The sequence below is a fragment of the Halococcoides cellulosivorans genome (assembly GCF_003058365.1).
Taxonomy (GTDB): domain Archaea; phylum Halobacteriota; class Halobacteria; order Halobacteriales; family Haloarculaceae; genus Halococcoides; species Halococcoides cellulosivorans.
In genome coordinates, this window is sequence record NZ_CP028858.1 from 391807 (window position 1) to 405427 (window position 13621).

General features: G+C 67.5%; 11 protein-coding genes. 10 read left to right on the forward strand and 1 reads right to left on the reverse strand.

Annotation, left to right across the window (positions count from 1 at the left end):
* Positions 1-32: 32 nt before the first annotated feature.
* From HARCEL1_RS01890 to nadC, 6 genes are all read left to right on the forward strand, one after another.
* Positions 33-1070, forward strand: a complete 1038-nt coding sequence (locus HARCEL1_RS01890; protein ID WP_108380918.1) for a disk-shape morphogenesis protein volactin — start codon at positions 33-35, stop codon at positions 1068-1070.
* A 43-nt stretch (positions 1071-1113) separates the two neighbouring features.
* Positions 1114-1749, forward strand: coding sequence for a hypothetical protein (locus HARCEL1_RS01895; protein WP_108380919.1), 636 nt, complete (start codon positions 1114-1116; stop codon positions 1747-1749).
* 27 nt (positions 1750-1776) lie between these two features.
* Complete coding sequence (locus tag HARCEL1_RS01900) at positions 1777-2373, forward strand: IMPACT family protein (protein WP_108380920.1); 597 nt, start codon at positions 1777-1779, stop codon at positions 2371-2373.
* A gap of 244 nt (positions 2374-2617) precedes the next feature.
* Positions 2618-3739 carry a quinolinate synthase NadA gene (gene nadA / locus HARCEL1_RS01905; protein WP_174182912.1) on the forward strand — a complete coding sequence of 374 codons (1122 nt, stop codon included), beginning with the start codon at positions 2618-2620 and terminating at the stop codon, positions 3737-3739.
* The gene (locus HARCEL1_RS01910) at positions 3736-5190 is read left to right on the forward strand and encodes an L-aspartate oxidase (protein WP_108380922.1); all 1455 of its coding nucleotides are present in this window, start codon (positions 3736-3738) and stop codon (positions 5188-5190) included. The genes nadA and HARCEL1_RS01910 overlap by 4 nt, the downstream gene beginning before the upstream one ends.
* Positions 5180-5992, forward strand: coding sequence for a carboxylating nicotinate-nucleotide diphosphorylase (gene nadC / locus HARCEL1_RS01915; protein WP_108380923.1), 813 nt, complete (start codon positions 5180-5182; stop codon positions 5990-5992). Before HARCEL1_RS01910 ends, nadC begins: the two co-directional genes overlap by 11 nt.
* Positions 5993-6019: 27 nt before the next feature.
* On the opposite strand, the gene HARCEL1_RS01920 is transcribed toward nadC, so the two are convergent.
* Positions 6020-6844, reverse strand: coding sequence for a helix-turn-helix transcriptional regulator (locus HARCEL1_RS01920; protein ID WP_108380924.1), 825 nt, complete (start codon positions 6842-6844; stop codon positions 6020-6022).
* Positions 6845-7056: 212 nt separating this feature from the next.
* On the opposite strand from HARCEL1_RS01920, the gene HARCEL1_RS01925 reads away from it, so the two are divergent.
* From HARCEL1_RS01925 to gyrA, 4 genes are all read left to right on the forward strand, one after another.
* Positions 7057-8133: a pyridoxal phosphate-dependent aminotransferase gene (locus tag HARCEL1_RS01925; protein WP_108380925.1), complete on the forward strand. Its 1077-nt coding sequence runs from the start codon at positions 7057-7059 to the stop codon at positions 8131-8133.
* 208 nt (positions 8134-8341) lie between these two features.
* Positions 8342-9118, forward strand: a complete 777-nt coding sequence (locus HARCEL1_RS01930) for a DUF5794 domain-containing protein (RefSeq protein WP_108380926.1) — start codon at positions 8342-8344, stop codon at positions 9116-9118.
* A gap of 101 nt (positions 9119-9219) precedes the next feature.
* Complete coding sequence (gene gyrB, locus HARCEL1_RS01935) at positions 9220-11133, forward strand: DNA topoisomerase (ATP-hydrolyzing) subunit B (RefSeq protein WP_108380927.1); 1914 nt, start codon at positions 9220-9222, stop codon at positions 11131-11133.
* Positions 11134-11151: 18 nt separating this feature from the next.
* A complete protein-coding gene (gene gyrA, locus HARCEL1_RS01940) occupies positions 11152-13605 on the forward strand; it encodes a DNA gyrase subunit A (protein ID WP_108380928.1) in 2454 nt (817 codons plus the stop codon).
* The last annotated feature ends 16 nt before the right edge of the window (positions 13606-13621 follow it).

A 13621-nucleotide genomic window follows, 5' to 3' on the forward strand; every position in this document is an offset into this window, starting at 1 on the left:
TATTACTCGCAGACCCAACTGTGGAAACGACCATGGCGAAAGGCCTCGACGTCGGCACGATGAACATTCTCTCGGCACAGCAAGAAGGAAACGAGACGGTTTTCGTCCAACAGCGAAATTCCTTCGTGGAGATCGAATACTCCGACATGGCCGAGGAGATGCTCAGCCGCTCGGACGTTCTCCACATCCGAAAAGACGACAAAGTGTACGTCGTCGGTGACGACGCACTCAACTTCGCGAACATCTTCAACAAGGAGACCCGTCGCCCGATGAAACACGGGATCCTCTCGGCCGACGAGAAATCGGCCATCCCGATGATGAAGCTCATCATCGAACAGGTCGTCGGTTCGCCGGAGTTCCCCAACGAGAAGTGCTATTTCTCGACACCGGCAGACCCGATCGACTCGGATCTCTCGACGCTGTATCACCAGAAGACGATCCAGTCGTTCCTCGACGAGATGGGCTACGACGCCGAGCCGATCAACGAGGGCATGTCCGTGATCTATAGCGATCTCGCGGACAACGACTTCACTGGGCTGGGGATTTCGTTCGGCGCGGGCATGACGAACGTCTGTCTGGCGTACTACGCCGTGCCGGTCATGAAGTTCTCGGTCGCCCGTGGTGGCGACTGGATCGACGAGCAGGCCGCGACAGCGACGGGCACGCCCGTCGACAAGGTCACCTCGATCAAAGAGGACGACTTCGAACTCGACTTCGAGACCGACGTCGGTGGCGTCGAGGGCGCGCTCTCGATTTACTACGAGAACCTGCTCGACTACGTCATCGAGAACATCGCGAAGGAAGTCGACGAGGAAGACGTCGAGGAAGGCCTCGACGTGCCCGTCGTCGTCACCGGCGGCACCTCGATGCCCGACGGCTTCACGAAACTGTTCGAGCGCCACCTCGAAGAGGCGGATATTCCGTTCTCGATCAGTGGCGTCCACGAGGTCGACGAAGCGATGTATTCGGTCGCCCGTGGTGGCCTCGTCGCCGCCCGATCGGACGAAGAAGACCGTGGCGGCAACGACACCGTCGACGAGGAAGAGGAAGCCGAAGCGGCGGCCGAGTAACGGCGGCCACCAGGCGTTTCTTGAGCGGGTGCGTTCGGCCGGTATGGACGATGTCTCCGGCCAGATGGCGACGGCCGTTCTCGACCGCGAGGCGACGGTGCGGGCGTTGCTGGCCGAGTTGGACCGTCGGCGGCTGACGGGTGACGCCGCGGCGGTCCGGGCCGACGTCCGTGGGCTCGCACGCACGGATCGCGAACTCTTTCTCGCGCTCACGCTCACGCTCTCGGGCTCACAGCAGTTTTTCGGTGACGTCGAGGCCACCCTGGACGTGAGTGCGGCCGACCGCCTCCGCGACCTCGAAGCGTCGTTCGGAGCCCTCTCCGACTCCTTCGCCGTCGTCAGGAGTGAAGTCCTCGACGGGCGGCACAACCCCGTGACGGCGATCGACACGACGATCACCTACGACGCCGACGCCGAGCGCCCGATCGTCGAGTACGGCCTGACGAGCGGGTCGGTCGAGCGGTTTCGCGCCCGTGAGTCGCCCGCCGAACTCCTCACCGTCGTCGAGGGCTTGCTCGGCGCGACGACCGACGCCCTGGAGGCCACCGGCGATCGCACGCTGTCGACCGAGGAACTCGGCGGACTGATCGACCGGCGTGAGGCCATCGAGTCCGAACTCGACCGCCTGCGCGATCGGATCGACGCGCTCCGCCAGCAACCGCCGGGCGATCAGAACTGACTCGGCGCTCGCCGCACAACTCGGGCCGTGAGCGAAACGTATCGGACGATCGAGGGTCGTGGCGAGGCCGCGTTTTCCGTGGCCGGCTCGGAGTTTTTCGGGATTGCCGAGCCAGTCGAGACGGTCGCTGACGCCGAGGCGCTGCACGCGTCGGTTCGCGAGGCCGACCCCGACGCGACCCACCACGTTCTCGCCTATCGCGTGCGGGCCGATCCCGTGCGGAGATACGCCGACGGCGACGGCGAACCCAGCGGGTCGGCCGGCAAGCCCGCGCTGGGCGTGCTGGACGGCGAGGACCTCCTCGACGTCGCGGTGGCGATCGTCCGGCATTTCGGTGGGACCGAACTCGGCGTCGGCGGCCTCGTCAAGGCTTACTCCCGGGCGACACGGGAGGCCATCGCGGACGCCGGCGTCGTCACCCGCCGGCCACACGACTGCCTTTCGATCACCTGTACCTACGACGACTCGGGTTCGGTTCGCGCCATCCTCGACAGCGAGGGCGTCGAATTCGACGCCGAGTACGCCGAACGCGTCACCTTCGACGTCCGGGTGCCCTCGGCGGACCGCGAGGCCCTCGAAGACCGCATCGCGAGCGCCACGAGCGGGCGGGCCAGCGTCGAGTGAGCCGAGGGACCGGTCGCCCGCTCGTCGCGACCATCCGGTAACAACTGCCGCTTTGTCAGACGATCGGTATTTGATCGTCTACATTGGGACCGATCGGTACTGGCGAGACCGGTCCGTTCGTTCGAACATCTTCGAACGTCGTTCGAGGGGCGGAGAAAACACCGATCGGGTGTATTGAAGAGAAATATTTTTCAAAGTCGGGCTGATAGCGACTGCTACTCACAGGAGTCCCAGAATGCCTGCCATGGACACCGCATCGTTCGACAGCGAACTGAGTCTGTTCAAATACGACGATCTGGATCCCGTCCCCGAGGCGTATCGGGATCTGGATCCAGCGCGTCGCCAGGAGCGCATCGCGGCGGTGCGGGCCGAACTGGGCGACGACGTCCTCGTCCTGGGCCACAACTACCAGCGCGAGGAGATCGTCGAACTGGCGGATTTCGTCGGTGATTCGTACGCACTCAGCACGCGCGCGGCGGAGGCCGACGCCGAGACGGTCGTGTTCGCCGGCGTCACCTTCATGGCCGAGTCCGCGGACATCATCACCGACGCCGATCAGTCGGTCGTCCTCCCGAGCGTCGAGGCCTCCTGTCCGATGGCGGGGATGGCCGAGGCGCTGCAGGTCGACGCGGCCTGGGCCGACCTGACCGAGGTGGCGAGTGCCGACTCGATCGTGCCGATCTGCTATATGAACTCGTACGCGGACCTGAAGGCGTTCTGTGGCGAACACGGCGGCCTGGTCTGTACGTCCTCGAACGCCGCCCGGGCGTTCGAGTGGGCGCTCGACCGGGGCGAGACGGTCCTCTTTCTCCCGGACAAACACCTCGGCGTCAACACGGCCCGCGATCTGGGGATCGACGACGCCACGGTGATCTACGACCCCTGGGACCCCGACGGCCTCGACCCCGCGACGGCACTCGACAACGACCTCGTCGTCTGGGACGGCTACTGTCAGGTCCACGATCGGTTCACGACCGACCACGTCGAGGCGGTCCGGGCCGAGGACCCCGAGGTCAGCGTCGTCGTCCACCCCGAGTGTCGCCCGTCGGTCGTCGAGAGTGCCGACGCGGTGGGCTCGACCGCCCAGATCCGCACGTTGATCGAAGACGCCGATCCGGGCGAGACCTGGGCGGTCGGGACCGAGATCCACATGGTGAACCACCTCGATCGGTGGGCCGACGCCGACGTCCGCGCGCTGTGCGGGGACGCCTGCTCGGACTGCAACGCGATGCGCCAGATCGACCCCGCGGCGGTGCTCTGGGTGCTCGAATCGATCGCTGACGGGTCGACGCCGAACGTCGTCTCGGTCGACCCCGAGACCGCCGAGTACGCGCGAACCGCGCTCGATCGCATGCTCGATCTATGAGCCGGGTGCTCGTCATCGGCAGCGGAATCGCGGGCTGTGCGGCGGCGCTCGGCGCGGCCCGCGCGGGAAGCGACGTCGACCTCGTGACGACCGCGACCGAGCCACGCGACACCGCGACCTGGTGGGCCCAGGGCGGCATCGCGGTGCCCCGGGAGGACGAACGGGCGTTCGTCGAGGACATCGTCACCGCCAGCGATGGGACGGCCGACCGCGCGACGGTCGAATCGCTCGTCGGCGACGCCCGCGCGGCCGTCGAAGACGTGCTCGTCGAGACGGCCGGCGTCGACTTCGACCGCGACGGCGAGGAGTACGACTTCAGCCACGAGGCCGGCCACGCTCGGCCGCGCGTGCTCCACGTCGACGCGGCCACCGGCCAGTCGATCGAACAGCGCCTCTTCGAGACCGTCGCCCGGCGCTCGGCGGTGACCGTCCGGACCGATACCGCCGCGCTCGACCTCCTCGTCGGGGCATCGGGCGTCGGCGGCGCGGTCCTGGAGGGCCGCGAGCCGATCCGGGCCGGCGGGACGGTCCTCGCGACCGGCGGGATCGGCGGCCTGTACCCCGAGACGACGAACCCACCGGGTGCGACCGGCGACGGCATCGCGATGGCTGCCCAGGCCGGGGCGGATCTGGCGGATCTCCCCTTCGTCCAGTTTCACCCGACGGTGTATCTGGACGGCGAAACCCTGCTCGTGAGCGAGGCGGTCCGTGGCGCCGGCGCGGTCTTGTGGAACGCCGACGGCGAGCGGTTCATGCCGTCGGTCCACCCCGACGCCGAACTCGCGCCACGGGACGTCGTCGCCCGTGCGGTGGCCCGCGAGCGCGACCGGACCGGCCGGGTCACGCTGGACGTCTCCGCGATACCGTTCCGCGCGGAGTTTCCCGGCCTGGCCGATCGGCTGGCGGATCGCGGCGTCGATCCCGATGCGGGCATTCCGGTCGGGCCGGCCCAGCACTTCCTCTGTGGCGGTATCGCGGTCGACGAGCGCGGGCGCACGTCGGTCCCCGGCCTGTTCGCCGCCGGCGAGTGCGCCCGGACGGGCGTCCACGGCGCGAACCGCCTGGCGAGTACGAGCCTCCTCGAAGGGCTGGTCTGGGGGCTGCGCGCCGGGCGGGCCGCGGCGGGGTCCGAGGCCCGACCGGCGCCCGACCCGTCGCTACCCACTCGCGATCCGGACCTGCCCGCGGCGTTCGCTGCCGAGAAGCGCCGTCGCCTCCAGCAGATCGTCGGTGAGCACCTCGGCATCGAGCGCTCGCCCGCGGGGCTGAAGCGAGCGGTGTCGGCACTCGGCCGCCTCCGCGGCGAACTCGACGCCTACACCCGGACGCGATCCAGTCGGTCGCTCAACCAGCTCTATTCCGCGACGATCACCGCCGAATCGATCGCCCGGGCCGCCCGAGCGACCGACAGCGTCGGCACCCACCGCCTGGAGGCCACGCGTGCTGACTGACGCTCAGATCGACCGCTGGCTCGACGAGGATCTGGGCCACCACGACGTGACCAACGACCTCCCCGGGACGGCGACCGGGCGGCTGGTCGCGACCGAGGCGGGCACGGTCGCCGGCGTCGACGCCGCGCGACGCGTGTTCGAGCGCCTGGACTGTGCGGTCGACACCCACGTCGATGCGGGCGATCGGGTCGACGCCGGGGCGACGCTGTGCGAGGCATCGGGGCCAACGAGAGCGGTCCTCCGGGCCGAACGCGTCGCGGTCAACCTCGCGGGCCACGCCTCGGGGATCGCGACGGCCACCGCCGCGATCTGCCGTGCGGTCGAGGCCGTCGACCCGTCGGTCACCGTCGCGGGCACGCGCAAGACTACGCCCGGCCTGCGCGGGATCGAAAAGCGGGCGATCGCCGCCGGCGGTGGCGACACCCACCGGCTCGGGAGTTCACACGCCGTGATGATCAAAGACAACCACGTCGCGGCGTTCGGCCTCGAAGACGCCATCGAGCGGTTTCGCGAGCGGGCGTCGTTTACGACGCCGATCGAAGTCGAGGTCGAGACCGTCGCGGACGCCGAACGAGCGGCCGCACTGGGCGTCGACATCGTGCTCCTCGACAACATGGATCCCGCGACCGTCGAGCGGGCGGTCGAGCGGATCGGGGGTGACGGCGCGCCGATCGTCGAAGCCAGCGGCGCGATTACCCGCGAGACCGCGCCCGACTACGCCGCAACGGGCGTCGACGTCTGCTCGGTCGGCGCGCTGACTCACTCCGCGCCCGCGCTGGATCTGTCCTTTCGGCTGGCGTAGGTCGGCGGTCGCCCGGGACCGGCCTGCTCACTCGCACGCCGCGAGCACGTCGTCGTTGCGATTCACTGCGCGCTCGCGATACGTTTCGTAGCGCCGCTCGCCCCAGGCGACCGCTTCCGGCCGATCGCTGACGAGGGTCCCGTTCGCGCTGTAGTAGTTCTCGTCGTAGGAGATGAGCGCGAGTTCCGACCCGCCATCGTAGTAGCCCGTCCCGAACCCGTACGGAAAGTCGTGCTCCTCGACGGTCATCGCGTCGAGGCCGTGCTCAGCGACCAGCATGGGCAGTCGGTCACCGAACCGCTCCATGAGCGTGTCGAGATACGCATCGGTGAGGATCATCTCCATGTCGAGGTCCTTCTCGACGATGCGGTCGGAGAGGTACGTCCAGTTGGCGTCGCGGGTCAGATTCGGCGCGACGACGCGAAACGTCTCGATCCGGTCGAAAAAGGCGAGGATCTGATCGAAGACGCTGTGTTTCGCGACGGTCGCGTCCGCGAGTTCGACCGATCCGCTCTGCACGACCCACCAGGGGAGCGACGCCGACGGTGGGATCGCCTCGTAGAGTGGCCGGTTGGCCAACCGGCCCAGCCCCTCGTCGTACCACTCCAGGAGTTGTGCGCCCAGATGGGTCAATACGTACGTGTGCTGGTTGCTCTCGACTCGACAGTCGACGAGTCCGGCGTCTTCGAACCGCCTGACTGTCCGGTTGACCGTCGATTTCGCGTGGTCGGTCGTGGCCGCGAGATCCGCGAGCGATCTGGGCTGGTCGGTATCGAGCGCCGCGAGGACGTACTGCTTGTCGATGACCGACTCCAACACCTCGCTGTCGAGGTGATCGCCCGATTCGTCCATCTACAGTGCGCATATCGCGTTTCAAATATAACTCTAATGGGTGACGGGCCGACCCGTCTCGCCGGGGCGTCTCGCCCGGAATACGTTGCACCCGTTGCAGTGCGTTGTGAGTTCTGAGATGGTATTGATTCTCGACATGGGAATCATTATGCCCCCTCCACCACAATCGGAGAGCGTATCTCTGGACCGTTCAGGGGTCAGAGTAAAATATCATGGAACCTGATGCTCTCGACGATCTGTGCTCGGCGGCCGAGGGTCGAGACGCCACGATGGAGTGGGACTGGCGCGATCGGACGCGCGTCGGCCACGGTGGGGAACGAGACTGCCACTGGGAGCGTGATTTCTCCCGGACGGCCAACCCGATGACCCCGGACGGCGTGAGTCGCGTCTTCGAGAGCAGTTATCCCACCAGTCGACAGCGGCCGGCCGACGATTACTGCTCGTTTCGTGCCGCTGCGGCCCAGTATCTCGGTGTCGAACCCAGTCAGGTCGTCCCGACGACGGGAGCCACGGGGGCGATCAGACTGGCCATCGACGCGACCGTCGAGGCCGGGGACAGCGTGGTCCTCGCCCGACCGTCGTTCGCGGAATACGAACGCGAGGTTCGCCTCCAGGGCGCGAAACCGTCGTTCGTGGCCGAGGACGCACTGTTGGAGGTCGACCCCGATCCGTACGCGCTCGTGATCGTCGCCGCACCCAACAATCCGACCGGGTGGCTGCCCGAGGACCGCCGACTGGCCCGTCTCGTCGAGCGCTGTCGTGACGCCGAGACGCCGATCGTGATCGACGAGACCCATCTGGCGTTCGCGGATCGCGTCTCGATGGCGGGCCACGCGGGAACGATCGTGGTGCGCTCGCCGTCGACGACGTTCGGCCTGCCCGGGCTTCGGGCCGGGTTCGCCGTCGCCACTGGTCGCCTGCGCGACCGTCTCGACGCCGGCCGCCTCCCCTGGGCGATCGGGCGGCCCGCCGAGGCGGCCATCGTGCACTGTATGGACCACCCCGAGTTCGTCAGCACCTCGCGGCGTGTCGTCGCCAGCGAACGCGATCGCATCCGCGAGTCGTTGCCCGACGGCGTCGACGCCCCGCCCTCTTCGGCCCCATTTGTCCTGCTCGACCTCGGTGATTCCGCCGCCGTCGACCGACTCCTCGACGTGGGTCGCGAACGCGGCGTCGCGGTCCGGGACGCCCGGAACTTCCGCGGCCTCGACACCCACGTTCGGGTCGCGATCCGCTCTCCGGCCGACAACGACGCACTCGTCGAGACGATCGCAGCGGCCCTCGAGTGAGTCGTCGGCGCGTGTGAACGGATCTCCCAGTATCCTTTTGCCTCCATGGACGAATATTATAGATATGGAGATAGCCACCGCGACCACGGCGCCGAACCGCGCCCGAGGACTCCCCACCGACTGCCGGGAGTCGTTCGGGACATCGGGCGTGGCCGATCGGTGGCACCGCATTTTCCGGACGATCCGACGCCCGAGGGGTCGCCCGTAGATGGGCATCGTCGATCGTCCGGCACTCCGGGGCCTCCAGGCGCGCCTCCAGGGGCCCACCGGAGTGCTCGCGACCGTGATGGGACTGCCGCTCGTCGACGGGGTGTTCCCGGCGCTCGTACTCTCGGGCGCGCTCGCGACCGTCGGTGGCGTCCTCGAAGTCGGACTGCTCGTCTTCGGCGGGAGTGCGACGGTCGTCGTCGTCCTCCTCGAACTGGAGGGGTCACCGACGCGCCGGGCCCGCACCGTCGCGCTCGTGGGCAGTGTCGTGATCGCGCTCGCCGCCGTCGAGGCTGCGTTCGCCCCGACGGTCGCGACCCTGCTCGACCAGGCGGTCGTCGAGCGGGTCGCCGCGGCGGCGATCGCGCTGATCGGCGCACGCACCGCGAGCGATCGGCTGGCCGCGTGGCTGCCCCACCCGGGGCTGGTCGTCGTGCTCGGATTGCTGGTGAGTCTCGACCCCTCGGGCTTTACCGTCGGGACCGTCGCGAGCGGCCCGTTCCTCGCGGGCGTCGCGGCGGCGACCATCGGTGTCGGGTTCGCGCTGGTCGTCGCGCTCGCGGGCCCCTGGATTCGCCGGCACGTCGATCTCGTGAAGTTCCGACTGGGGAGTGCCGTCGCGCTGGGCCTGCTCGCGCTGTCGGTCGCGGGCCTCGTCCAGCCGGGCCTCTCGCTGATCGCGTTCGGCGCGACGATCGCCTTTTCGATCGCGCCGGGCGATCGCGACCGGCCGACCGAGACGGCCGTCGCGCGCACGGAGCGCCTCCCCGGTGACTGAGCGGGTAGGCATCTACTGCTGTCGGTCGGTCTCCGCCACGCGCACGCCCGCGCGCACGGAAGGTTGAAGGGTCCGGCCACGGTAGGCTACTTCACGTTTTCATGAACGAGGACAGCGACTACGGAGCCGGCCAGATCCAGGTCCTGGAGGGCCTGGAGGCCGTCCGAAAGCGACCGGCCATGTACGTCGGGTCGGTCGACGATCGGGGGCTCCACCATCTCGTCTACGAAGTCGTCGACAACTCCATCGACGAGGCGCTCGCGGGGCACTGTGAGACCATCGGCGTCACCATCCACGACGATGGGTCGGTCTCGGTCTCCGACGACGGCCGGGGGATCCCGGTCGACACCCACGAAGAGTACGACAAACCCGCCGTCGAGGTCATCATGACCGTACTCCACGCCGGCGGGAAGTTCGACAACAAGTCCTATCAGGTCTCGGGGGGCCTCCACGGCGTCGGCGTCTCGGTCGTCAACGCGCTCTCCGAACGGCTGACGGTCACCGTCAAACGCGACGGTGCGGTCTGGACCCAGACGTTCGAGGCGGGCGAACCCGCCGGGCCACTCGATCGCGTGCGCGAGACCGACGACGAGGAGTCGACCGGCACCGAGATCCGCTTCTGGCCCGACAGGTCGATCTTCGAGGCGACCGAGATCGAGTTCTCGACGCTGGAGAGTCGTCTGCGCGAGTTGGCCTTTCTCAATTCGGGAGTCGAGATCCGACTCGTCGACGAGCGCGACGACAGCGAGGAGACCTTCCGGTACGACGGCGGGATCCGCGAGTTCGTCGCGTACCTCAACGAGACCAAAGACCCGCTGCACAGCGAGGTCATCTCCTTTACCGACGAGAGCGAGGGCGTCCAGGTCGAGATCGCGATGCAGGCGACCGACGACTTCCAGGGCTCGATTCACGCCTTCGCGAACAACATCAACACCCGTGAGGGCGGGACGCATCTCACGGGGTTCAAGACCGCGTTGACACGTGTCGTCAACGACTACGCCACCGGTCACGGACTGCTCGGCGACATCGAGGGCACGCTCACCGGCGAGGACATCCGCGAGGGGCTGACGGCCGTGCTCTCGGTCAAACACCCCGACCCGCAGTTCGAGGGCCAGACCAAGACCAAACTCGGCAACAGCGAGGTCCGCGGTGTCGTCGAGTCCGCGATGCACGCCCGTCTCGACACCCACTTCGAGGAACACCCCGACACCGCCGAGGCGATCGTCGCGAAGGCCGTCGAAGCCGCGAAAGCCCGCCAGGCCGCCAAGAAAGCGAAGGAACTCACGCGCCGGAAGAGCGCGCTCGAATCGACCGCACTCCCCGGAAAACTCTCGGACTGTCAGACCCGCGACCCGAGCGAGGCCGAATTATTTGTCGTCGAAGGTGACAGTGCGGGCGGAAGTGCAAAGCAAGCGAGAAATCCCGAGTTCCAGGCGGTGATGCCGATCAAAGGCAAGATCCTCAACGTGGAGAAACACCGCCTCGATCGCATCCTCGAAAACGACGAGATCCGCAATCTCATCACCGCGCTCGGGACGGGCATCGGCGACGAGTTCGACATCGACGACCTGCGGTACGACCACATCAACGTCCTCACCGACGCCGACGTCGACGGCGCGCACATCCGGACGCTCCTGCTTACTTTCTTCTATCGGCACATGCGCCCCCTGCTCGAACAGGGCCACGTGTTCGCCTCCCGGCCGCCGCTGTATCGCGTGCGCTGTGGTGGGGAGACTCACGATGCGATGACCGAGGCCGACCGCGAGCGGATCGTCGACGAGCACTGCGGCGGGTCGCCCGACCAGATCCAGCGGTTCAAGGGCCTCGGCGAGATGAACCCCCAGCAGTTGTGGGACACGACGATGGACCCCGACCAGCGGTATCTCAAGCAGATCACCATCGAGGACGCCGCGACCGCCGACAAGATGTTCTCGGTGCTGATGGGTGACGCCGTCGAACCGCGCCGCGAGTTCATCAAAGACCACGCGCCCGAGGCCGACTGGGTGGACATCTAACATGCGACGTGCACACCAATGAGTTCAGATCTCCCCGATACACCGGCGAACGTCGACGCGGACCGCCTCGAACGCGTCCGCGTCGAAGACGAGATGGAGCAAAGCTACATCGACTACGCGATGAGCGTCATCGCGGGCCGGGCCCTGCCCGACGTCCGCGACGGCCTCAAACCCGTCCACCGGCGCATCCTCTACGCGATGGACGAGATGGGCGTCACCAGCGCGTCGGGTCACCGCAAGTCCTCGTCGATCGTCGGCGAGACGATGGGGAACTACCACCCCCACGGCGACAGCGCGATCTACGACACGCTCGTCCGGATGGCCCAGGACTTCTCGATGCGGTACCCCCTGGTCGACGGCCAGGGCAACTTCGGGTCGATGGACGGCGATCCGCCCGCCGCGATGCGGTACACCGAGGCGCGGATGGCCCCGATCGCCGAGGAACTCTTAGAGGACATCGACAAGGACACCGTCGACTTCTCGGCGAACTACGACGACCGTCTCGAAGAGCCAGACGTCCTCCCCGCGGCGATCCCGAACCTGCTCGTCAACGGTTCCTCGGGCATCGCGGTCGGGATGAGCACGAACATCCCGCCGCACAACCTCGGCGAGGTGATCGATGCGACCGTCCACCTGATCGAGAACCCCGAGGCGAGCGTCGTCGATCTGATGGAGTTCGTCGAGGGCCCAGACTTCCCGACCGGGGGGCAGATCGTCGGTCGCGATCCGATCTACGAGGCCTATCAGACCGGGCGTGGCCGCCTCACCGTTCGCTCGACGTTCGACGTCGAGGAGTCAGATCGCGGTGGCGACCGGATCGTCGTCACCGAACTCCCCTACCAGGAGAACAAGGCTCGCGTGGTCGAGCGCATCGCCGAGGACGTCCAGGAGGGCACCATCGAGGGCGTCTCGGATTTGCGCGACGAGTCGGATCGCACGGGGGTTCGGATCGTCGTCGAGTGCAAGCGCGGCGCGAACACCGACGTCGTCAAAAATCAGCTCTTAGAGCACCACCTCGAGTCCACCTTCGGCGTCATCAACCTCGCTTTGGTCGACGGCCAGCCACGCGTCTTGAGCCTGAAAGAGACCCTCCAGCACTACGTCGATCACCGCCGCGAGGTCGTCCGCCGGCGTTCCGAACACGACCTCGAGGCCGCCGAAGACCGCGCACACGTCCTCGACGGCCGCCTCGTCGCCGTCGAGAACGCCGACGACGTCGTCGAACTCATCCGGAACTCCGAGAACCGTACCGCAGCCAAAGAGGCGCTCCGCGAGGCCTACGAGTTTAGCGAGCGCCAGGCCGACCACGTCGTCCGGATGCAACTTGGATCGTTGACCTCCGAGGAGGTCGGCGACATCGAAGACGAGTACGAGGACGTGCAACGCGAAATCGAGCGCCTGGAGGCCATCCTCGACTCTGACGAGCGCCTGGATGGGGTCGTCGTCGACGAACTCGAAGCGATGAAAGCCGAGTACGACGACGAGCGCCGCACCGCGATCATCGAGGACGTCGGGACGGTCACCCGCGAGGATCTCATTCCCGAAGAGGACGTCCTCGTCGTGATGACCGCCGACGACTACATCAAGCGCATGCCCGTCGAGACGTTCGATCCCCAGCGCCGCGGCGGCAAGGGGATCATCGGCGCCGACCCCAAAGAGGGCGATCGCGTCACGACGATCTTCCGGGCGAACAGCCACGACTACCTGCTCTGTTTCACCACCCAGGGCCAGGTCTACCGGCTGAAAACCTACGAGGTGCCCGAGATGGGCCGCACCGCCCGGGGCAAGTCCGCGATCAACCTGCTGGATCTCGACGACGGCGAGGAGATCACCGCGGTCGTCGCGGCGGATGCCTTCGACGACGAGAACTGTTTCACGATGGTCACTCGCCAGGGCTACGTCAAGCGCACCTGTGCGGCCGCCTTCGAGAACATCAACTCATCGGGTATCATCGCCGCGACACTCGGGGACGGTGACGCACTCGTCGATGTCGCGGTCACCGACGGGTCGCGTGACATCGTCATCGCGACCGAGGGCGGGATGACGATCCGGTTCGCGGAGAGCGAGGTCCGCGAGATGGGTCGAACGGCCCGGGGCGTCCGCGGGATCGATCTCGAAGGGGACGATCACGTCGCGGGCCTCGTCGCGACGGCGGACGGCGAGCGCGACCTGCTGACGATCACGCAGAACGGCTACGGCAAGCGCACGCCGCTCGCGGAGTATCGCCGTCAGTCCCGCTACGGCAAGGGCCTGATCGATATCGACACCGGCGAGCGCAACGGGCCCGTCGCGAGCGTCCACGCGGTCGACACCGACGATCACTTCGTCGTCGTGAGCGAGTCCGGGCAGATCGTCCGGACGCCAGCGCGCGAGGTGAGCGAGGTCGGCCGGAACACGATGGGCGTGATCGTGATGGACCTCGCTGCGGGCGATCGGGTGGCCTGTGCGGACCTGATTCCCGGCGCAGAGTGACCGGCGTCGGTAGCAC